Genomic DNA, 18,847 nt, shown 5'->3' with positions numbered 1-18,847 from the left:
ACCCGTCACGTCGCCACCCGGGACGCCACCGGGCGGATCGATCGCGTCGGCCAGACCCGCCTCAGCCGACGGGGAACTGCCTGGCGATCAGCGCCTGATAGGTCGCGGGATGGTGCTGCTGCAGCGCCTGCGCCGCCCAGATGTCGCCATCGATGATGCCGTGGACGAAGTCGCCCGGCAGCGCCTGCCCCGCCTGCGGGTGCGCGTAGCCGATGCCTGCCGCCGCGGCATCCTGGAACAGGTCGGCGACGAGGTCCTCGTCGACGAAGTCCCAGTACAGGCCGTACGGCGCGTACACCTTCTTCAGCCCTTCGTAGTCCCACCAGCAGAACGGGGCGATGTCGAGCGTGTTGTGGAAACGCCAGAGGAAGCCCTGGTCGTTCGGCAGGATGCGATTGAAGTAGGCGTTGAATCCGGTACCGCCCGCCGTGAGTCCCGCGAACGACCACAACGCCATGTTGTGCGCCGGCCCGCCACCGTAGAGCATCGCGTTGAGGTAGGCGAACAGGGTCGGTGTGAGCGTGCCACCGAGGCTGTGCCCGGTGACGTAGAGGAAGCGCGGCTTCAGCGCGTCCAGGAATTCCAGCAGCGAGGTGTTGCCGCGGTCCTTGTCGCGCAGGCGCAGCAGGTCGGACATGCCGTTGAACGTGCCCTTGGAAATCAGCGCATCGGCCGGCACGTTCGGCGGGTCGCCGGGCAACTGGCCGAAGGGCACGGCCTTGTCGAGATCGAAATCCTGCTTCAGCCAACTGCTGAGGCTTTCGAAATTGGTACCGCGGATCACCGCGAAATACTCGCCGGTGGTCGCGTCGCCGGCGACGAAGGCGCGGCTGTAGGAAATGCCCTCCCAGTCGCGCAGCTCCACCGGGCCCCAGACCACCGTCAGCCCGGTCGACGACGCGACCTCGGGCGGGATCTCGTGCAGCCCGTCATAGGAAATCGCGCACAGCGCGATCGCGGTGTTGGGATACCAGTTGTAGTTCCGGCCGATCCGCTCGAACACGTCCATGCATGCCTCCCTGGCATCGAATCGAGGGTGTCGCGATGGCCTGCGCGACGTCCGCGTCGGGCCGGGACCAGTCTGCGCCCATGGCGCGGAGACGGTCAAATCGCGCCAACAGTTCTCAACCTCACTACTCCGCTTTGGATCGACGGATAGCCAACGCTTGCTCCTTTACAGCGAGGAGGTGTTGAACCACTTGATCGACATCATCCGGATGAATCCAAACCACACTCTCCTCGCCAGCGAATCCTTGTTGGTTGAGGACAACATGAGCGTTCGCGCCCACATAAATTTCGATCTTGTCACGCTGTTCAATGACGTAAACAGGCGCGCCTTCTTCATCGACATTCATTTTTCGCCTCCGGAATAGTCACATAAATCATTTTTTACTCGAAACTCCCCACCGCATCGAACGCCAGGTTGTCGAAGCGGGTGTACTCGCCGAAGAACTTGAGCTTGAACGAACCCGTCGGACCCGAACGCTGCTTGCCGATGATGATCTCGGCGAGGCCCTTGTCCGGCGAGGTTTCCTTGTTGTAGTAGTCGTCGCGGTAGATGAAGACGATCATGTCCGCGTCCTGCTCGATGGCGCCGGATTCGCGGAGGTCGGCCATCACCGGACGCTTGTCGGCACGGGTTTCCAGCGAGCGGTTGAGCTGCGACAGCGCGATCACCGGCACGCTCAACTCCTTCGCCAGGCCCTTGAGCGAACGCGAGATCTCGGAGATTTCCGTCGCACGGTTCTCGCTGTTGCCAGGCACGGCCATCAGCTGCAGGTAGTCGATCACGATCAGGCCCAGGCCGTGCTCGCGCTTGAGCCGGCGCGCCTTCGCGCGCAGTCCCTCGGGCGACAGGCCGGGCGTGTCGTCGATGAAGATCTTGGTTTCCTTGATCATGCGGATGGCGCCGCTGACGCGGCTCCAGTCCTCGTCCTCCAGCTGGCCGGTGCGCAGGCGGGTGGCGTTGACGCGGCCGTTGGCGGAGATCAGGCGCAGCGCCAGCTGCGCGGCCGACATTTCCATCGAGAACACCGCGACCGCCTTCTTGGTCTTGATCGCGGCGTGCTCGGCGATGTTCAGCGCGAACGTGGTCTTGCCCATCGCCGGACGCGCGGCGAGGATGATCAGGTCCGTCGGCTGCAGGCCGGCGGTCATTTCGTCGAATTCGGTGTAGCCGGTCGGCAGGCCGGTGACGCCGCCGCCGTTCTGGTAGCGGGTCTGGAGGACGTCGAACGCCTCCGCCATCGCCTTGTTGATCGCGACGAAGTCGGTGCGGCCCTGGGCGCGCATTTCCGAGATCGCGAACACGTCCTGCTCGGCCTTGGCGAGGATCTCGTCGCTGTCGCGGCCCTCCGGCTGGAAGGCATCGTTGACGATGCCGGTGCCGGCCTCGATCAGCTGGCGCAGGATCGACTTGTCGCGAACGATCTCGGCATAGGCGGCGATGTTGGCCGCCGAGGGCGTGGTGCTGGCCAGTTCGACCAGATAGGCGCCGCCGGCGACCTGTTCGATCACGCCGTTGGACTCGAACCACTCGCCCAGCGTCACCGCGTCGTAGGGCTTGCTCTTCTCGGCCAGCTCGCGGATGGCGCGGTAGATCAGCTGGTGGTCGCGCCGGTAGAAGTCTTCCTCGTTGAGCCGGTCGGCGACGCGGTCGTAGGCGTCGGGCGCGAGCATGAGGCCGCCGAGCACGGCCTGCTCGGCCTCGATCGATTGCGGCGGCACGCGCAACTGGTCGACGCGCGCATCGCCGAAGGTGTCGCGGCGACGCTGGTCGCCGTAGGCGTTGGGACGGAAGGCCATCGGAAGGAGTTGCTCCGGATCGCCGGGCGATGGCGATCGTGGACATGGGCACGGGGGGATGCGGCCATCGTACGGACCCGGGCTGTGGACCCGCGATGGAACAAGCTGTGGATAACTCTCCGCATCCGGGTCTCACCGAACGAGACGCCGGAAACGGAACGGGCGCCCTGCGGCGCCCGTTCCGGTGTTGCGGTGCGGGGGAAGACGCTTACGCGGCTTCCGGCTCCACCACGACCTTGACCGGCACTTCGACGTCGGCGTGCAGGTGCACGAGGACTTCGTGTTCGCCGATGTGGCGCAGCGGGCCTTCGCCCATGATCACTTCCGACTTGCCGACCTTGTAACCGGCGGCGGTCAGGGCCTCGGCGATGTCGCGCGGGCCGACCGAGCCGTACAGCTTGCCTTCGGTCGAGGCGTTGGCCTTGATCGTGACGCTGACGCCGTCGAGCGCGCTGCGGCGGCTCTCGGCCTCGTCGCTCATGGCCTTGGCCTTGGCTTCGTACTCGGCACGCTTGGCTTCGAACGCGGCGACGTTGGCGGCGGTCGCCGGCACGGCCTTGCCCTGCGGGACCAGGAAGTTGCGGCCGTAGCCCGGCTTCACGTTGACCTTGTCGCCGAGGTTGCCGAGGTTGACGACCTTCTGCAGCAGAATGAGTTCCATGATGACTCCGTATTCGTTAGCGACGCGATCGCGCCGCAACTGGGGGCTGTCCGAATGGACGGTGGATCGTCAGCGAGCGGAGGCACGGGACCTGCCTGGAAGCAGGTCCCTCGCTGCGCTCGGGATGAACGATCAGACGTTGTGATTGTCGGTGTACGGAATCAGCGCCAGGAAACGCGCGCGCTTGACGGCGGTCGCGAGCTGGCGCTGGTACTTCGACTTCGTGCCGGTGATGCGGCTGGGCACGATCTTGCCGTTCTCGGTGAGGTTCTGGCGCAGGGTGTTGAGATCCTTGTAATCGATCTCCTTCACGCCCTCGGCGGTGAACTTGCAGAACTTGCGGCGGCGGAAAAACTTGGACATGGTCGGGCTCCTCAGGCTTCGGCGGCGGGTTCGGCGGCTTCTTCGCTGTCGGCAACGCCGACCGCACCGTCGTCGTCACGGCGGCGACGCTCGCCCTTCTCCGCCTTGTCCTTGTCGTCCTTGTTCTTCATGATCAGGGACTGCTCGGTGTCCGGGCCGTCGCGCTTGATCACGAGGTGACGCAGGACCGCGTCGTTGAAGCGGAAGGTGTCGACCAGCTCGTTCAGGACAGCGAGATCGGTCTCGATGTTCATCAGCACGTAGTGGGCCTTGACCAGGTTCTGGATCGGGTAGGCGAGCTGGCGACGACCCCAGTCTTCGAGACGGTGGATCTTGCCGCTGCCGCCTTCGATGAGCGACTTGTAGCGCTCGACCATCGCCGGCACCTGCTCGCTCTGGTCCGGGTGGACCATGAACACGACTTCGTAATGACGCATTGCGGTTTCCTTGTGGATATCGGCCGCGGGATTGCGGTCCGAAAGCTCCCCTGCGCCGGAACGGCCGCGGTGGAGCAAGGTCTCCCGTCGGAACGGGAGCCGGAAAGTATGGCAGGTTCAAGCACTTGGGCGCAAATCGACCGCCCCCCCTGCCGTCCCGGGACTGCCCGGGAGCGGCGATCCGCGACATAGTGACGGCTTTCCGCTCCGTCTCGGCCCATGTCACTTCCCGCCCGCCTCCGCCCCGCCCTGCTCGCCCTCGGCCTGACCCTCTCGCTCGCGCCCGCCGCGGCGCCTGCGGCCGATCCGCCACCCGCCGTCGTCACGCCGCCCACCGCCGCCCCGCTGCCCGCCGGGCTGGACGACCTCGACGCCTACGTCGAATCGGTGCGCAAGACCTTCCAGGTGCCGGGGATCGCGGTCGCGGTGGTCAGCGACGGCCAGATGGTGCTGGAACGCGGCTGGGGCGAGCGGGCCACGGGCGGCCCCGCTGTCGATGGCAACACCCTGTTCGCCATCGCCTCGAACACCAAGGCATTCACCGCCGCGTCGCTGTACCTGCTGGCCGAGGAAGGCAAGCTGGACCTCGACGACCGGGTCATCGACCACCTGCCCTGGTTCCGCATGGCCGACGCCACCGTCACCCGCGAACTGCGGCTGCGCGACCTGCTGGCCCACCGCAGCGGCCTGAGCCTCGGCGCCGGCGACCTGCTGTACTGGCCGACCACCGACTACGCCACCCGCCAGGTCGTCGAACGGCTCGGCCAGGTGCCGCTGAAGGGCGGCTTCCGCGACCGCTACGCCTACGACAACATCCTGTTCGCGGCCGCACAGCTGGTGATCGAACAGGCCAGCGGCCAGCCCTACGCCGACTTCCTGCAGCAGCGATTCTTCACCCCGCTCGGGATGTCGTCGACGCGCTACAACAGCGATGCCCTGCGTCCCGGCGACCCGGCCGCCACCGGCTACGCGCTGGCCGACGGCAAGACGCTGGAAGCGGCGCCGCGGCTGACCTGGCACAACGCTTCGGGCGCGGGCGGCGTGTATTCGAGCGTCCACGACATGGCTGCGTGGATGCGGATGCAATTGGCGGGCGGCGTCTACCGCGACGCGGCGGGCACCGAGCACCGTCTGTTCTCGGAGAAGAGCCAGCAGGCGATGTGGCAGATGGTCACGCCGATGCCGATCCCGACGCCCTCGGTGCCGGAGCTGGCGCCGGCGCGACCGAATTTCCTCGGTTACGCCCAGGGCTGGATGACCTCCGACTATCGCGGCGAGCGGCTGGTCTGGCACACCGGCGGCTGGCCGGGCATGGTCTCGCGGGTCACGCTGGTACCGGGCAAACGACTGGGCGTCGTCGTGCTGACCAATGCCGAACTGGGCGGCGCGTTCAACGCGATCACCCTGCGCGTGCTGGATGCGTACCTCGGCACGCCGAAGACCGACTGGAATGCCGCCTACGGCGCCGCGCTGGCGAAATCGCAGGCCAAGGCCGACGACAGCTGGAACCGGCACGTCGCCGCGCGCACCGGCCGGCGCACGCCCTCGCGCCCGCTCGACGCCTACGCCGGCACGTGGCGCGACCCGTGGTACGGCGACGTGATCGTCAGCCGCGACGGTGACCGCCTGCGCCTGCGCTTCTCGCGCACGAAGTCGCTGGCCGGCACGCTGGAACACTGGCAGAACGATGCCTTCATCGTCCGCTGGGACGAGCGCTGGCTCAACGCCGACGCGTTCCTCACGTTCTCGCTGGATGCCGACGGCAAGCCGGTCGAGGCGCGGATGGATGCCATCTCGCCCAACACCGACTTCAGCTTCGATTTCCAGGATCTGGTGCTGACGCCGGTGAAGTGAGACGTCGTTCTTCTGGACGCACGGTGCGAACGGAGACGTCGTGATGGCGGGCCGAGGCCCGCCCTACGCACACCGCCCTCATCTTTCGCGCGGAATCAACGCCGGGCGTCGATCCATGCGTCGATGTGTTTTTCCAGCGTCTCCAGCGGCACCGAGCCGGTTTCCAGCACGGCGTCGTTGTAGTCGCGCAGGTCGAACTTCGGCCCCAGTTCGCGCGCGGCCTTGGCGCGCAGCTCGGAAATCTTCAACTGGCCGATCTTGTACGCCAGCGCCTGACCGGGCGTGCCGATGTAGCGATCGATCTCGTTGACGATGTCCTGGTCGGTCTTCGGGCTGTTGTCCTTGAAGTAGGCGATCGCCCGGTCGCGGCTCCAGCCCTTGGCGTGCATGCCGGTGTCGACGACCAGGCGCACCGCGCGCCACATCTCGTAAGCCAGCTGGCCCATGCGGTCGTAGGGATCCTGGTACAGGCCCATTTCGTAGCCGAGCTGTTCGGCATACAGGCCCCAGCCTTCGCCGTAGGCCACGAAATACGCGGTACGGCGGAACATCGGCGCGTCCGGCAGTTCCAGCCCGCGCGCGAACTGGAAGTGGTGGCCGGGCACGGCCTCGTGCAGGGTCAGCGGGATCATCTCCCACGTCGGCCGCACTTCCGGCTTGTAGAGGTTCACGTAGTAGAAACCGGCGCGGCTGCCGTCGGCGGCGCCCTGCTGGTAGTACGCGGTGGTGGTGTCGGGCGCGATGTTGTCGGGGATCGGGCGCACGCCGTAAGGCTGGCGCGGGATCGTGCGGAACACCTTCACCAGCTCAGGATCGATGCGCTTGGCGGTGGCGCGGTAGCGCTGCAGCAGCGCCTCGGGCGTCTTCTCGAAGAAGCGCGGGTCGGTGCGCAGGAAGGTGAAGAACTCGGCCATCGAGCCCTGGAACCCGACCTCCGCCTTGATCTTCTCCATCTCGCCGCGGATGCGCGCCACTTCCTTCAGGCCGATGGCGTGGATCTCGTCGGCGGTGAGCGAGGTCGTGGTGTAGTAGCCGGCGAGGAAATCGTAGTAGGCCTTGCCGTCGGGCAGCCCGCTGGCGGCGATGTCGGCGCGGGTCTTCGGCAGGTACTGGTCATTGAAATAGCTCTGGAAACGACGGTAGGCCGGCACGATGCGCTCGGCCACCACCTGGCGCGCTTCGGCGCGCAGGGCGTCGCGCTCGGCGGCGGGGATCGACGGCGGCATCGTCTTGAACGGGCGATAGAACGGGCTCTGTTCGGGATCGGCCACGACCTGCGCCGCGATCTGCCCCGGCACGCGGTCCATCAGCACGCGCGGCGGCAGGTTGCCGGCCTTCACGCCTTCGCGCATCAGCGCCATCGTCTGGTCGACCACGACCGGCACCGCGCGCATCCGCGCCAGCCAGTCGCGGTAGTCCTTGGCACCGGCGAAGTTCAGCGCCTCGGACACGCCGTCCAGCGTCTGCACGCCGCCCTGATGAGACACCGGCTGCAGGTATTCGCGGAACTTCTGCCGGGCGATGGCTTGCTGCAGCTCCCAGAGATAGGTGTCGTAGTTCAGCTGGTCGGCCGGCGACAGCGCGGCGCGATCGAAGCCCTGCAGGGTCTTCAGCGCCGCCCGGTCCTCGGCCTCGCTGTCGGCGATCGCCTTCAGGCTGTTGTCGCTCCAGCGGTCGTTGAAGCGCAGATCACCCTGGAACGACGCGCCTTCGGGATGTTCGCGCAGGCCGCGCTCCCACTCGGCGGCGAAGAAGGCGTTCAGGCGGGCACTGGCGTCGGAGACGGGCGCGGCGGCGGACGCGAAACCGGCCAGCAGCGACGCGGCGGCCAGCACCAGAGCCGCACAGGCGGCCCGGCGGCGGGAAGGACGGGACATGGACGACTCCGGCACGGGTGATCGACCGAGTCTAGCGCCCCGGTGCGACGGACCGGATGGGACGGAAGTCAGGCCGCGCGGTCGGCGTCGGTGGTGAAGCTGGAGCCGCAGCCGCATTCGCCGGCCACATTGGGGTTGTGGAACACGAATTGCTCGTTGAGGCCCTGTTTCAGGAAGTCGATCTCGGTGCCGTCGACCATCGGCAGGCTGTCGGCGTCGACGAAGACCTGCACCCCGTCCTGCTCGCTGACCGCGTCACCGTCGCGCCGGTCCTTCGCCAGATCGACCACGTAGCTCCAGCCGGAGCAGCCGGTGCGCTTCACGCCGAAGCGCAGGCCGAGGGCGGCGGGGTCGGCGGCGAGGTAGCCGCGGATGCGGTCGAGGGCGGCGGGCGCGAGGGAGATGGCCATGGCGGGGATTGTAGCGTCAGTTAAACTTGGCGACCTCCCACAGATCGGCGCTCCGGCGCAGGAATTCAAGGCATGGCTTTCAGTGGTGTCAAGGCGACGAGCATCCGGGACGCGCTGGCCGGGACCCCCGGCATCGGCAGCACGGTCACGGTCCGGGGCTGGGTGCGGACCCGGCGCGACTCCACCGCCCTGAGCTTCGTCCAGGTCAGCGACGGCTCCTGCTTCGCACCGATCCAGGTCGTCGCCACCGACGCCCTGCCGAATTTCGAGTCCGAGGTGAAGCGGCTGTCGGCCGGCTGCGCCGTGGTCGTGACCGGCACGCTCGCGGCCTCGCAGGGCAAGGGCCAGAGCGTCGAGATCCAGGCGTCCGCGGTCGAGGTCATCGGCTGGGTCGAGGACCCACTGACCTATCCGATGCAGCCCAAGCAGCACTCGCTGGAATACCTGCGCGAGTTCGCCCACCTGCGTCCGCGCACCAACCTGTTCGGCGCGGTCACCCGCATCCGCCACTGCCTGGCCCAGGCCATCCACCGCTTCTTCCACGAGGACGGCTTCTACTGGGTCAACACCCCGATCATCTCGACCTCCGACGCCGAGGGCGCCGGCCAGATGTTCCGCATCTCCACGCTGGACATGCTGAACCTGCCGCGCACCGACGACGGCAAGATCGACTTCAGCAAGGACTTCTTCGGCAAGGAGGCGTTCCTGACCGTCTCCGGCCAGCTGAACGTCGAGGGCTACTGCCTCGCGCTGAGCAAGGTCTACACCTTCGGCCCGACGTTCCGCGCCGAGAACAGCCACACCACGCGCCACCTCGCCGAGTTCTGGATGATCGAGCCGGAAATCGCCTTCGCCGACCTCGACGACGACGCGACGCTGGCCGAGCAGTTCCTGAAGTACCTGTTCCGCGCGGTGCTGACCGAGCGCGCCGACGACATGGCGTTCATCGCCGAACGCGTGCAGAAGGACGCCATCACCCGGCTGGAGACCTTCGTCAACGCGCCGTTCGAGCGCATCGACTACACCGAGGCGGTGAAGCTGCTGCAGGCGAGCAAGCAGAAGTTCGAGTTCCCGGTGGAATGGGGCCTGGACCTGCAGACCGAGCACGAGCGCTGGCTGACCGAGAACCACGTCGGCCGCCCGGTCGTGGTGATGAACTACCCCGAACACATCAAGGCGTTCTACATGCGCCTGAACGACGACGGCAAGACCGTCGCGGCGATGGACGTGCTGGCGCCGGGCATCGGCGAGATCATCGGCGGCTCGCAGCGCGAGGAGCGCCTCGACGTGCTGGACGCGCGCATCCGCCAGTTCGGCCTCGAACCGGCGCACTACGGCTGGTACCGCGACTTCCGCCGCTACGGCACCGTGCCGCACGCCGGCTTCGGCCTCGGCTTCGAGCGTCTGGTGGTCTACGTCTGCGGCCTGGCCAACATCCGCGACGCCATCCCGTTCCCGCGCGCCCCGGGCTCGGCCGAGTTCTGATCGGCGCGCGTCGATGACGTCCTTCGAAGACCAGGTCGAGATCGACGGCGACTGCGTCGTGCTCTACCGGCCGACCGGCCCGAACGAGCTCGCGCTGGTCGAGGCCGCCGGCTTCCGCCGTTGGCCACCGCGCCTGCCGGAACAGCCGATCTTCTATCCGGTGACCAACGAACGCTACGCACGCGAAATTGCCATTCGCTGGAACATCAAGGACAGCGGCGTCGGCTACGTGACCCGCTTCCGCGTGCCGAAGGCCTTCATGGACCAGTACGCCGTGCAGAAGGTCGGCGGCGCGCACCACACCGAATGGTGGGTGCCCGCCGAAGAGCTCGATGCCCTCAACGACGCGATCGCCGGCACGATCGACGTGATCGGCGAATACCGCCGCGACCCCGATGCCGAGGCCACGCCCGCATGATCCTGTTCCTCGCCCTCCTCTTCGTCGCCATCGCCATCGCCGGCGCCTGTGCGTTCGTGATCTTCTGGCCGCTGGCGCTGGTGCACATGCGCGACCGCCAGCCGCAGGTCCGCGACACGCTGGGCGCCGCGGCGTTCCTCAACCCGGGTGCGCTGTGGTGGCTGCTGGTCGGCGGCTACCGCGCCGCCGGCGACCGCAACCTCGACGGGCTGGCGACGCCGGCACGGGTGTCGCTGGTCACCATCCTCGGCGGACTGGCCGCGGCCGGCATCCTCTGGCTGTGGTCGGTGGCCTACCCGTGAGCGACGCCGGCATGAACACGATGAACGAGTCCGCTTCCCCGATCGCGCGCACCGAATGGTGGCTGGCCAGCCTCGGCCGCACGCTGGTGTGGGCGCGCCTGCGCGTGCGCGAGGCCGGCATCGGCGAAGTGTTCGACAGCGACGGCAACACGCTGGTCTACGACAGCGAGGACAGCGCCCGCGCGGCGCTGATGGACGCCGAATTCGTGTCGTTCGACGGCCTCGACGAGGACGATGCCCTCGCCCGCGGTTTCTCGCTGGAAGAAGTCGCCCCGCCGCGCGGTGACGACGACGCGACGCTGCGCGGCGGCATGGTGCAGACCCTCGGCCGCCGGGCCTGATCTGCCGACGCGCCGCGATGTATCTCCCGCGCGCCTTCGCCGAACCCGACCTCGCCGCACTCGATGCGCTGATCGAAGCGAATCCCTTCGTCACGCTGGTCAGCGTCGACGGCGACGCGCCGTTCGCCAGCCATCTGCCGGTGCTTTACCGGCGCGACGGCGACCACGTGCTGCTCGAAGGCCACTGGGCGCGGCCGAACCCGCAGGTCGCGCATCCCGGGCGCATGCTGATGATCGTGCATGGCCCGCACGCCTACGTGTCGCCCGGCGTCTATCCGGACAAGGAATCCGCGGCGCGCGTGCCGACCTGGAACTACGCCGTCGCCCACCTGCACGGCACGCCGGACGTGTTCGACGACGTCAATGCGCTCGGCGACCTCGTCGATCGCCTCAGTCGGCGCTTCGAGGCCACGGTCGGCCGCGACTGGCGCTTCGACATGGCACGCGACGATCATCGCAGCCAGCTCCGCGGCATCGTCGGCTTCCGTTTCGTGCCGACGCGGATCGACCTGAAATTCAAGCTCAGCCAGAACCATCCGCCCGCCAACCGCACCGCCGTGCACGACGACCTCGCCGCCCGCGACGACGCGCAGGCGCAGGCCGTCGCGGCGCTGATGCGCCTGCGCGCCCCCGACGCTTCCGCATGAGGACTCCGCCATGGACCTGAATCTCGCCGGCCGCCACGCGCTCGTCTGCGGCGCATCCGAAGGCATCGGCCGGGCGACCGCACACGAACTCGCGCTGCTCGGCGCCGACGTCACCGTGCTGTCGCGGCGCGCCGACGCGTTGCAGGCCGTCGTGGCATCGCTGCCGCGCAGCGGCGCGCAGACGCACGCACTGCTCGCGGCCGACGCCGCCGACACCGACGGCCTGCGCGCGACGGTCGCTGCGCACGTGGCGTCGCGGCCGGTGCAGATCCTCGTGAACAACACGGCCGGCCCGGCCGGGGGCGCGGTGCACGCCGCGGACGAGGCGGCCTTCCTCGACACCTTCCGCCGCCATCTTCTGGCGAACCAGGCGCTGGCGCAGGCGGTGCTGCCGGGCATGCGCGCTGCCGGCTGGGGCCGCATCGTCAACGTGATCTCGACCTCGGTGTACGAGCCCATCCCGAACCTCGGCGTGTCGAACACCATCCGCGCCGCGGTGGCGGGCTGGGCCAAGACGCTCTCGCGCGAGGTCGCAGGCGACGGCATCACCGTGAACAACGTGCTGCCCGGCTACACCGAAACCGGCCGACTGACGCAGATCCTCGGCGATCGCGCCCGTGCGTCGGGCCAGAGCGAGGACAGCGTGGCCGCGGCGATGCGCGCCAGCGTGCCCGCGGGCCGGTTCGCGAAACCGGAAGAGGTCGCGGCCGCGATCGCGTTCCTGTGCGCGCCGGCGGCCGGCTACGTGAACGGCATCAGCCTCGCGGTCGACGGCGGCCGGCTCCAGTCGATCTGACCCGCACGCGTCGACCCGAAGGCGTATCCGCGACACGTTCGCGCCTGCGGACGACAGGCTATGCTGTGGCCATCGCGTCTGATGGATCCCCCGATGTCCCCCGAAGAACGCCGCCGCTCGCCGCGCAAGGACTACGAATGTCCGGTGCTCATCGCGCGCGGCGTCGACGGTTTCATCGGCCACATCGACAACGTCTCCGCCACCGGCTGCCGGGTGACGCGTCCGCACGACTGGTCGCTGGACGACGGCACCGAGGTGCGGCTGTACCTGATGATCGATGCGCGCCACGTGTTCGGCGCCGAGGCCCGCGTGGTCTGGGCCGGCCCGCAGTTCATCGGCTTCGAATACCTCGAACCGCAGCCGCTGCCGGGCTGAGCCCGCACGGCGCGGGCGCGGCGCCGCATCCTGCACGCCCGTCGCCGCCCGGGTTGCCTCGCCTGCACACCTGCGGCAGCCTATGGCCGTGGCTCCCCCTCGCCGTCGCACTTCGCGGAACCGCCATGGATGACCTCCAGCTCAAAGAACGCCGTTTCGCCGACCGGGTGCCGTTCGCGCTCCAGGTGATGATCGTCTACGGCGAACTGGCCTGGGCCGCGGACGTGCTCGATCTCTCCGAAGGCGGCTGCGGCGTGTTCCGCCCGGCCGGCTGCCTGCTGCGCGTCGGCAACGTGTCGCGGCTGCTGTTCTTCCAGGGCTGCGGCCCGGCGGTGCCGGTGTCGGCGCGGATCGCGTGGATCAACGACCGCCACATCGGCTTCGAGTACCACGAGCCGCAGGCGATTCCGCCCTGCCCGCCCTGAGCCGCGCATGCCCGAAGGCCCCGAGATCCGCCGCGCCGCCGACCGCCTCGCCGAAGCGGTGGTCGGCCGGCCGCTGCGCAGCGCCTGGTTCGCGTTCCCCGCGCTGAAGCCTCACGAGAAGCGCCTGCGCGGCCACCGGATCGAGGCGATCGTGCCGCACGGCAAGGCGCTGCTCACGCAGTTCGACCACGGCTGGACGCTCTACAGCCACAACCAGTTGTACGGCGTGTGGAAGATCGCCGCCGCCGGCGAGCGTCCGGAGACCGGCCGTTCGCTGCGGGTCGCGCTGGAGACCGACGACCGCGGGATCCTGCTGTACTCGGCCTCGGACGTCGCGATGTGGCGCACCGCCGACCTGCCGACGCACCCGTTCCTGTCGAAGCTCGGGCCGGACGTGCTCGACCCGGCGCTGGACGCCGCCGCGGTCGAGCGCCAGTTCGACGACCCGCGCTTCCGCGGTCGCGCACTGGGCGCGCTGCTGCTCGACCAGGCCTTCCTCGCCGGCATGGGCAACTACCTGCGCTCGGAGGTGTTGTTCGCCGCACGCCTGCGGCCCGAACGGCGGCCGCAGGATCTCTCGCCCGACGAGCGCCGCGCCCTCGCCCGCGAACTGCTGGCGATCCCGCGCCGCAGCTACGCCACGCGCGGGATCGCGCCGGCGTCGGGCATGCGCGAGGACTACCTGACCGACACGCCCGACGGCTTCCGCTTCGAGGTGTTCGATCGCGAAGGCCAGCCCTGCCCGGCCTGCGGCGGCACGATCGTGCGCCGCGAGGTCGGCACGCGCCGGCTCTACCTCTGCCCGCGCTGCCAGCGCTGAAGGCGCGCCGGCATCAGGCCGGAAACAGGCAACCGGTGACGACCCAGCCGGCGGTGGTGGCCGGATAGCTCGCGCCCTGACGGGTGATGTAGACGCTGACGATGCTGCCCTTGTCGGCGTACAGCGTGACCGACCCGTAGGCCTTGCGATCGAAGACCGTGTAGCCGTCGGTGACCGCGAGGTTGTGGACCGCGAACGCGCCGCCCACCGTGGTCCCGATCTGGAAATCGGCGCGATCGGTGCTGGACGGCAGCCGGATGTTCGCGCTCACCTGCTCGATCTGCAGCCGATAGCCCGCCGGCACGGTGAATTGCCCGGTCACGCCGCTGTAATTGACCGGCACCGCGAGCGAGCCCGAGGTCTGGAAAGGTTTGGCGCAGGCATCGCCATGCGCGTGGGCCAGGCACGGGGACAGCGCGAGCGCGGCGGCGAGGGTCACGTGGCAGAACTTCATGTCGGAGACACTCCTGCGGGTCGGGGGAAGCGCGCATCGTCGTCGTGCGCGGCGCAAGGGAAAACGCACGGGAACAGGACCGCCGGACACGGACGCGGCGGTTGCCGGTAAGCTTGTCGCCATGCGCACCTTCCTGCACCTGATCGACGGCGAATCCCGTGCGGCGCGCGACGGACGCACGCTCGACGTGTTCGATCCCGCCCGTGCGCAGGCGTATGCGCAGGTGGCCGCGGGCGATGCGCGCGATGCGGCCGATGCGGTCGCTGCGGCACGGCGCGCGTTCCCGGCCTGGGCGGCGCTGCCGGCGACCGAACGCGCGCTGCGGCTCGAACGCCTCGCCGCCGCCATCGAGGCCCGCCTGGACGACTTCGCCCATGCCGAGGCGCTGGACGGTGGCAAGCCGCTGGCGCTGGCGCGCGACGCCGAGATCCCGCGCGCGATCGCCAACCTGCGTTTCTTCGCGCACGCCGCGACCCAGTTCGCCAGCGAATCGCATCACGGCCAGGCCGGACTGAACTACACGCTGCGCCAGCCACTGGGCGCGGTGGCGACGATCTCGCCGTGGAACCTGCCGCTGTACCTGTTCACGTGGAAGATCGCGCCGGCGCTGGCCGCGGGCAACACGGTCGTCGCGAAGCCGTCGGAGATCACGCCGGCGACGGCGACGATGCTCGGCACACTCGCGGCCGAGGCCGGCCTGCCGCCTGGCGTGCTCAACATCGTCCACGGCACCGGCCCGGAGATCGGCGAGGCGCTGGTGACCGACCCCGGCATCGCTGCGATCTCGTTCACCGGCAGCACTGCCGTCGGCCGCCGCATCGCGGTGCTCGCGGCGGAGCGGCTGAAGAAGGTGTCGCTGGAACTCGGCGGCAAGAACGCCACCCTCGTCTTCGCCGACAGCGACTGGCGCGCCGCGCTCGACACGCTGGTGCGCTCGGCGTTCCAGAACAGCGGGCAGATCTGCCTGTGCGGCTCGCGGCTGCTGGTGGAGCGCCGGATCTTCGCGGAATTCCGCGACGCCTTCGTCGAGCGCGCGCGGACGCTGCGCGTCGGCGACCCGATGGATTCCGACGCGCGCATGGGCCCGCTGGTGTCGCAGGCGCATTTCGACAAGGTCATGGCCGCGATCGCCCGTGCCCGCGACGAAGGCGCGCAGGTGCTCTGCGGCGGGCATGCACTCGATCGGCTGGGCTGGTTCGTCGCGCCGACGGTACTCGACGGCCTCGGCCCCGACTGCGCGACCAATCGCGAGGAAATCTTCGGGCCGGTGGTCACGCTGCAGGCGTTCGACGACGACGACGAAGCGCTCGCGCTGGCCAACGCCTCCGACTATGGCCTCAGCGCTTCGGTCTGGACCGCCGACCTGCGCCGCGCGCACCGCTTCGCCGCGGAACTGCGCACCGGCATGGTCTGGATCAACACCTGGCTGATGCGCGATCTGCGCACGCCGTTCGGCGGCATGGGTCGCTCCGGACTCGGCCGGGAAGGCGGCATGGACGCCATGCGATTCTTCACCGAAGCCCGCAACGTGGGCATCGCCCTTTGATCATGGAGTGAACACGTGAGTCGATCGCTGCAGGATTTGTTGCGCAACAACGCCGAATGGGCCGCCCGCGTCCAGCGCGAGGATCCCGGCTTCTTCCAGCGCCTCTCGCAACAGCAGGCGCCGAAGTACCTGTGGATCGGCTGCTCCGATTCGCGCGTACCGGCGAACCAGGTCGTCGACCTCGCGCCGGGCGAGGTCTTCGTTCACCGCAACATCGCCAACGTCGTCGTCCACACCGACCTCAACTGCCTGTCGGTGATCCAGTTCGCGGTCGACGTGCTGAAGGTCGAGCACATCCTCGTCGTCGGCCACTACGGCTGCGGCGGCGTGCACGCGGCGCTGACCGGCGCCCGCGTCGGGCTGGCCGACAACTGGATCCGCCACGTCGGCGACGTGGTCGTGAAGCACGCGACGCTGCTGGCCGAGGTCGGCACCGAGGCGCTGCAGCACGATCGCCTGTGCGAACTCAACGCGCTGGAGCAGGTCTCGAACGTCTGCGAGACCACCATCGTCCGCGACGCGTGGGCGCGCGGGCAGACGCTGACCGTGCACGGCTGGGTCTACACCCTGCGCGACGGCCTGGTCCACGACCTCGGCGTGAACGTCTCCGCCAGCGACCAGCTCGAAGCCCAGTACGCGGCCGCGCTCGCGCGCATCCGCAGCGACCGCGAGGACCGCTGATGGCCGACGCCATCCACGCTTCCGCCGCGCCGAGGCCCGTCGGCCACTACCCGCATGCGCGGCGCGTCGGTGGGCTGCTGTTCCTGTCGGGCATCGGTCCGCGCGATCCGATCGGCAACGGGATTCCCGGCAACGTCCACGATGCCGAAGGCCGGCTGATCGCGTACGACATCGAGGCGCAGACCCGCGCGGTGCTCGCCAACGTGCGTACCGTGCTCGAAGCCAGCGGCGCGCGCTGGGAAGATCTGGTCGACGTCACCGTCTACCTCACCGACATGGCGCGTGATTTCGCGGCGTACAACGCGATCTGGGCCGAACACTTCCCCGACCCGGCCGCCGCCCCGTGCCGGACCACGCTGGGCATCACCGCGTTGCCGACGCCCATCGCGATCGAACTCAAGTGCATCGGCGCACCGAAGGAATGAACATGCTGCCCGGTCCCGTCAACCTGCAGGCCTGGATCGACGAACACCGCCACCTGCTCAAGCCGCCGGTGGGCAACAAGTGCATCGTCGACGGCGACTTCATCGTGATGATCGTCGGCGGCCCCAACGCACGCACCGACTACCACTTCGAGGAAGGCCCGGAATGGTTCTTCCAGCTCGAAGGCGAGATGGTGCTGCGCATCCAGGAAGACGGGAAGCCAAGGGACATCCCGATCCGCGCCGGCGAGACCTTCTACCTGCCGCCGCGCGTGCCGCACAGCCCGCAGCGCATGCCGGGCTCGGTGGGCCTGGTGATGGAGCGCAAGCGCCTGCCGCACGAGGACGACGCGCTGATGTGGTTCTGCGTCGAATGCAATCACAAACTCTACGAGGAATTCTTCCACCTCGTCGACATCGAGCAGGATTTCTTCCGCATCTTCGAGCGCTTCTACCGCGACGATGCGCTGCGCACCTGCAAGGCATGCGGCACGCTCAACCCGCGGCCGTCGCGCTACGAACTGGCGGCGGATTCGGAAGCGGACGTCACCTGAGTCGCGCATGCTGAAGATCGACACCCACGCCCATTACCTGCCCCGCGACTGGCCGGACCTCGCGGCGAAGTACGGCGACATCCGCTTCCCGGTGATCCACCACGGCGACGACGGCCGTTCGCGCATCTACAAGGACGGCAAGTTCTTCCGCGAGATCTGGCCCAAGACCTGGGATCCGAAGATCCGCGTGGAGGAATTCGCCAGCTTCGGCGTACAGGTGCAGGTGCTGAGCACGGTGCCGGTGATGTTCAGCTACTGGGCGAAGCCGCAGCACGCGCACGACCTGCACCAGGCGCTCAACGACCACATGGCCGAGGCCGTGCGCGACTTCCCGCGCCACTGCGCCGGCATCGGCACGGTGCCGTTGCAATCGCCGCGGCTCGCCGTGCAGGAGCTCGAACGCTGCATGGACCAGCTCGGTCTGCAGGGCGTGCAGATCGGCTCGCACATCAACGACTGGAACCTCGACGCGCCGGAGCTGTTCGATTTCTTCCAGGCCGCGAGCGAACTCGGCGCCGCGATCCTGATCCATCCGTGGGACATGATGGGCAGCGAATCGATGCCGAAATACTGGCTGCCATGGCTGGTCGGCATGCCCGCGGAGCAATCGCGCGCGGCCTGTTCGCTGATCTTCGGCGGAGTGCTGGAGCGCCTGCCGCAGCTGAAGATCTGCCTCGCGCACGGTGGCGGCAGCTTCCCGTACACCATCGGCCGCATCGAGCACGGCTTCAACATGCGCCCGGACCTCGTCGCCACCGACAATTTCCGCAACCCGCGCGAATACCTGTCGCGGCTGTATTTCGATTCGTGGGTGGCCGATCCGCGCGCACTGCGCTACCTGATCGACACCTGCGGCGCCGAGCGCATCATGCTCGGCACCGACTACCCGTTCCCGCTCGGCGAACAGCACCCCGGCGCCGGGATCGCCGCGCTCGGGCTCGATACCGAGCAGCAAGCCCGGCTGTACCACGGCACCGCGCTGGAATGGCTGGGCCTGCCGATGGCGAGGTTCGCGTGAGCGCGCATCGCACCGCCTTTCTCGGTAGAGCGGCCTTCAGGCCGCTGTCTCGTCGAATCTTTGTCTTTTTCGAAATCAGCGGCCTGGTCTTCAACAGCCGGATGGCTGGTCAGGTCGCTCTACCGGCAAAAAAGATGGTGTTCGCGTGAACGATGC

At 68.6% G+C, this 18,847-nt stretch carries 25 protein-coding genes; 16 read left to right on the top strand and 9 right to left on the bottom strand.

The window, feature by feature from the left end; all coding sequences use genetic code 11:
- Positions 1 to 61: 61 nt before the first annotated feature.
- The 6 genes from ACT53R_RS07620 to rpsF form a co-directional block, all read right to left on the bottom strand.
- Positions 62 to 1,009, bottom strand: coding sequence for an alpha/beta hydrolase family protein (locus ACT53R_RS07620; RefSeq protein WP_476171255.1), 948 nt, complete (start codon positions 1,007 to 1,009; stop codon positions 62 to 64).
- 124 nt (positions 1,010 to 1,133) lie between these two features.
- Positions 1,134 to 1,355, bottom strand: a complete 222-nt coding sequence (locus ACT53R_RS07615) for a hypothetical protein (protein ID WP_476171254.1) — start codon at positions 1,353 to 1,355, stop codon at positions 1,134 to 1,136.
- 34 nt (positions 1,356 to 1,389) lie between these two features.
- Complete coding sequence (locus ACT53R_RS07610) at positions 1,390 to 2,805, bottom strand: replicative DNA helicase (protein ID WP_476171253.1); 1,416 nt, start codon at positions 2,803 to 2,805, stop codon at positions 1,390 to 1,392.
- Positions 2,806 to 3,013: 208 nt separating this feature from the next.
- Positions 3,014 to 3,466: a 50S ribosomal protein L9 gene (gene rplI / locus ACT53R_RS07605; protein WP_476171252.1), complete on the bottom strand. Its 453-nt coding sequence runs from the start codon at positions 3,464 to 3,466 to the stop codon at positions 3,014 to 3,016.
- Between the two features lie 132 nt (positions 3,467 to 3,598).
- Complete coding sequence (rpsR, locus tag ACT53R_RS07600) at positions 3,599 to 3,829, bottom strand: 30S ribosomal protein S18 (protein WP_055247656.1); 231 nt, start codon at positions 3,827 to 3,829, stop codon at positions 3,599 to 3,601.
- Positions 3,830 to 3,840: 11 nt separating this feature from the next.
- On the bottom strand, positions 3,841 to 4,266 hold the full coding sequence (gene rpsF, locus ACT53R_RS07595; RefSeq protein ID WP_476171251.1) for a 30S ribosomal protein S6: 426 nt from the start codon (positions 4,264 to 4,266) through the stop codon (positions 3,841 to 3,843).
- Between the two features lie 219 nt (positions 4,267 to 4,485).
- Here rpsF and ACT53R_RS07590 point away from each other — a divergent pair, with 219 nt between their 5' ends.
- The gene (locus ACT53R_RS07590; RefSeq protein ID WP_476171250.1) at positions 4,486 to 6,120 is read left to right on the top strand and encodes a serine hydrolase; all 1,635 of its coding nucleotides are present in this window, start codon (positions 4,486 to 4,488) and stop codon (positions 6,118 to 6,120) included.
- 95 nt (positions 6,121 to 6,215) lie between these two features.
- Here the strand turns inward: ACT53R_RS07590 and ACT53R_RS07585 are convergent, their stop codons facing one another.
- Complete coding sequence (locus tag ACT53R_RS07585; RefSeq protein WP_476171249.1) at positions 6,216 to 7,997, bottom strand: DUF885 domain-containing protein; 1,782 nt, start codon at positions 7,995 to 7,997, stop codon at positions 6,216 to 6,218.
- A 68-nt stretch (positions 7,998 to 8,065) separates the two neighbouring features.
- Complete coding sequence (locus ACT53R_RS07580; protein WP_476171248.1) at positions 8,066 to 8,407, bottom strand: HesB/IscA family protein; 342 nt, start codon at positions 8,405 to 8,407, stop codon at positions 8,066 to 8,068.
- Positions 8,408 to 8,479: 72 nt separating this feature from the next.
- Between ACT53R_RS07580 and asnS the strand changes: the two genes are divergently transcribed.
- The 9 genes from asnS to nei all read left to right on the top strand — a co-directional run bounded on the left by asnS (position 8,480) and on the right by nei (position 14,016).
- Complete coding sequence (asnS, locus tag ACT53R_RS07575) at positions 8,480 to 9,892, top strand: asparagine--tRNA ligase (protein WP_476171247.1); 1,413 nt, start codon at positions 8,480 to 8,482, stop codon at positions 9,890 to 9,892.
- A gap of 13 nt (positions 9,893 to 9,905) precedes the next feature.
- Positions 9,906 to 10,310, top strand: coding sequence for an ADP-ribosylation/crystallin J1 (locus ACT53R_RS07570; protein ID WP_476171246.1), 405 nt, complete (start codon positions 9,906 to 9,908; stop codon positions 10,308 to 10,310).
- The gene (locus ACT53R_RS07565) at positions 10,307 to 10,612 is read left to right on the top strand and encodes a hypothetical protein (protein ID WP_476171245.1); all 306 of its coding nucleotides are present in this window, start codon (positions 10,307 to 10,309) and stop codon (positions 10,610 to 10,612) included. The genes ACT53R_RS07570 and ACT53R_RS07565 overlap by 4 nt, the downstream gene beginning before the upstream one ends.
- A gap of 20 nt (positions 10,613 to 10,632) precedes the next feature.
- A complete protein-coding gene (locus tag ACT53R_RS07560; RefSeq protein ID WP_476171356.1) occupies positions 10,633 to 10,953 on the top strand; it encodes a hypothetical protein in 321 nt (106 codons plus the stop codon).
- 17 nt (positions 10,954 to 10,970) lie between these two features.
- Positions 10,971 to 11,600, top strand: coding sequence for an FMN-binding negative transcriptional regulator (locus ACT53R_RS07555; RefSeq protein WP_476171244.1), 630 nt, complete (start codon positions 10,971 to 10,973; stop codon positions 11,598 to 11,600).
- A 10-nt stretch (positions 11,601 to 11,610) separates the two neighbouring features.
- A complete protein-coding gene (locus ACT53R_RS07550) occupies positions 11,611 to 12,396 on the top strand; it encodes an SDR family oxidoreductase (protein WP_476171243.1) in 786 nt (261 codons plus the stop codon).
- A gap of 93 nt (positions 12,397 to 12,489) precedes the next feature.
- Positions 12,490 to 12,771 carry a PilZ domain-containing protein gene (locus tag ACT53R_RS07545; protein WP_476171242.1) on the top strand — a complete coding sequence of 94 codons (282 nt, stop codon included), beginning with the start codon at positions 12,490 to 12,492 and terminating at the stop codon, positions 12,769 to 12,771.
- 125 nt (positions 12,772 to 12,896) lie between these two features.
- Positions 12,897 to 13,196 (top strand): PilZ domain-containing protein, encoded by a 300-nt coding sequence (locus tag ACT53R_RS07540; protein WP_476171241.1) that lies wholly within the window; start codon positions 12,897 to 12,899, stop codon positions 13,194 to 13,196.
- Between the two features lie 7 nt (positions 13,197 to 13,203).
- Positions 13,204 to 14,016 carry an endonuclease VIII gene (nei, locus tag ACT53R_RS07535; protein WP_476171240.1) on the top strand — a complete coding sequence of 271 codons (813 nt, stop codon included), beginning with the start codon at positions 13,204 to 13,206 and terminating at the stop codon, positions 14,014 to 14,016.
- A gap of 13 nt (positions 14,017 to 14,029) precedes the next feature.
- Here the strand turns inward: nei and ACT53R_RS07530 are convergent, their stop codons facing one another.
- Entirely contained in the window at positions 14,030 to 14,470 is a 441-nt protein-coding gene (locus ACT53R_RS07530) for a hypothetical protein (protein ID WP_476171239.1), read from the bottom strand.
- A 121-nt stretch (positions 14,471 to 14,591) separates the two neighbouring features.
- Here ACT53R_RS07530 and ACT53R_RS07525 point away from each other — a divergent pair, with 121 nt between their 5' ends.
- From ACT53R_RS07525 to ACT53R_RS07500, 6 genes are read left to right on the top strand one after another with little or no spacing between them, the layout of a single operon-like run.
- Positions 14,592 to 16,016 (top strand): aldehyde dehydrogenase, encoded by a 1,425-nt coding sequence (locus ACT53R_RS07525; RefSeq protein ID WP_476171238.1) that lies wholly within the window; start codon positions 14,592 to 14,594, stop codon positions 16,014 to 16,016.
- 15 nt (positions 16,017 to 16,031) lie between these two features.
- The gene (gene can / locus ACT53R_RS07520) at positions 16,032 to 16,697 is read left to right on the top strand and encodes a carbonate dehydratase (RefSeq protein WP_476171237.1); all 666 of its coding nucleotides are present in this window, start codon (positions 16,032 to 16,034) and stop codon (positions 16,695 to 16,697) included.
- The gene (locus ACT53R_RS07515) at positions 16,697 to 17,122 is read left to right on the top strand and encodes a RidA family protein (protein ID WP_476171236.1); all 426 of its coding nucleotides are present in this window, start codon (positions 16,697 to 16,699) and stop codon (positions 17,120 to 17,122) included. The genes can and ACT53R_RS07515 overlap by 1 nt, the downstream gene beginning before the upstream one ends.
- Before the next feature lie 2 nt (positions 17,123 to 17,124).
- Positions 17,125 to 17,673, top strand: coding sequence for a 3-hydroxyanthranilate 3,4-dioxygenase (locus ACT53R_RS07510; protein ID WP_476171235.1), 549 nt, complete (start codon positions 17,125 to 17,127; stop codon positions 17,671 to 17,673).
- A gap of 7 nt (positions 17,674 to 17,680) precedes the next feature.
- Positions 17,681 to 18,691: an amidohydrolase family protein gene (locus tag ACT53R_RS07505; protein WP_476171234.1), complete on the top strand. Its 1,011-nt coding sequence runs from the start codon at positions 17,681 to 17,683 to the stop codon at positions 18,689 to 18,691.
- Entirely contained in the window at positions 18,688 to 18,840 is a 153-nt protein-coding gene (locus ACT53R_RS07500; RefSeq protein ID WP_476171233.1) for a hypothetical protein, read from the top strand. Before ACT53R_RS07505 ends, ACT53R_RS07500 begins: the two co-directional genes overlap by 4 nt.
- The last annotated feature ends 7 nt before the right edge of the window (positions 18,841 to 18,847 follow it).

Source organism: Lysobacter sp. DMC104 (genome assembly GCF_056313665.1).
Note: the sequence above shows the minus strand (reverse complement) of the source record. Positions and strands in the feature narration are given on the sequence as shown.

Bases quoted from the DNA above. Each gene is read 5' to 3' on its own strand.
- rplI (WP_476171252.1), bottom strand. From the start codon at position 3,466: ATGGAACTCATTCTGCTGCAGAAGGTCGTCAACCTCGGCAACCTCGGC.
- ACT53R_RS07560 (WP_476171356.1), top strand. From the start codon at position 10,633: ATGAACGAGTCCGCTTCCCCGATCGCGCGCACCGAATGGTGGCTGGCC.
- ACT53R_RS07610 (WP_476171253.1), bottom strand. From the start codon at position 2,805: ATGGCCTTCCGTCCCAACGCCTACGGCGACCAGCGTCGCCGCGACACC.
- ACT53R_RS07615 (WP_476171254.1), bottom strand. From the start codon at position 1,355: ATGAATGTCGATGAAGAAGGCGCGCCTGTTTACGTCATTGAACAGCGT.
- ACT53R_RS07620 (WP_476171255.1), bottom strand. From the start codon at position 1,009: ATGGACGTGTTCGAGCGGATCGGCCGGAACTACAACTGGTATCCCAAC.
- ACT53R_RS07585 (WP_476171249.1), bottom strand. From the start codon at position 7,997: ATGTCCCGTCCTTCCCGCCGCCGGGCCGCCTGTGCGGCTCTGGTGCTG.
- ACT53R_RS07550 (WP_476171243.1), top strand. From the start codon at position 11,611: ATGGACCTGAATCTCGCCGGCCGCCACGCGCTCGTCTGCGGCGCATCC.
- ACT53R_RS07580 (WP_476171248.1), bottom strand. From the start codon at position 8,407: ATGGCCATCTCCCTCGCGCCCGCCGCCCTCGACCGCATCCGCGGCTAC.
- ACT53R_RS07570 (WP_476171246.1), top strand. From the start codon at position 9,906: ATGACGTCCTTCGAAGACCAGGTCGAGATCGACGGCGACTGCGTCGTG.
- ACT53R_RS07530 (WP_476171239.1), bottom strand. From the start codon at position 14,470: ATGAAGTTCTGCCACGTGACCCTCGCCGCCGCGCTCGCGCTGTCCCCG.
- ACT53R_RS07510 (WP_476171235.1), top strand. From the start codon at position 17,125: ATGCTGCCCGGTCCCGTCAACCTGCAGGCCTGGATCGACGAACACCGC.
- nei (WP_476171240.1), top strand. From the start codon at position 13,204: ATGCCCGAAGGCCCCGAGATCCGCCGCGCCGCCGACCGCCTCGCCGAA.
- ACT53R_RS07525 (WP_476171238.1), top strand. From the start codon at position 14,592: ATGCGCACCTTCCTGCACCTGATCGACGGCGAATCCCGTGCGGCGCGC.
- rpsR (WP_055247656.1), bottom strand. From the start codon at position 3,829: ATGTCCAAGTTTTTCCGCCGCCGCAAGTTCTGCAAGTTCACCGCCGAG.
- ACT53R_RS07505 (WP_476171234.1), top strand. From the start codon at position 17,681: ATGCTGAAGATCGACACCCACGCCCATTACCTGCCCCGCGACTGGCCG.
- ACT53R_RS07590 (WP_476171250.1), top strand. From the start codon at position 4,486: ATGTCACTTCCCGCCCGCCTCCGCCCCGCCCTGCTCGCCCTCGGCCTG.
- rpsF (WP_476171251.1), bottom strand. From the start codon at position 4,266: ATGCGTCATTACGAAGTCGTGTTCATGGTCCACCCGGACCAGAGCGAG.
- ACT53R_RS07565 (WP_476171245.1), top strand. From the start codon at position 10,307: ATGATCCTGTTCCTCGCCCTCCTCTTCGTCGCCATCGCCATCGCCGGC.
- asnS (WP_476171247.1), top strand. From the start codon at position 8,480: ATGGCTTTCAGTGGTGTCAAGGCGACGAGCATCCGGGACGCGCTGGCC.
- ACT53R_RS07545 (WP_476171242.1), top strand. From the start codon at position 12,490: ATGTCCCCCGAAGAACGCCGCCGCTCGCCGCGCAAGGACTACGAATGT.
- ACT53R_RS07540 (WP_476171241.1), top strand. From the start codon at position 12,897: ATGGATGACCTCCAGCTCAAAGAACGCCGTTTCGCCGACCGGGTGCCG.
- ACT53R_RS07555 (WP_476171244.1), top strand. From the start codon at position 10,971: ATGTATCTCCCGCGCGCCTTCGCCGAACCCGACCTCGCCGCACTCGAT.
- ACT53R_RS07515 (WP_476171236.1), top strand. From the start codon at position 16,697: ATGGCCGACGCCATCCACGCTTCCGCCGCGCCGAGGCCCGTCGGCCAC.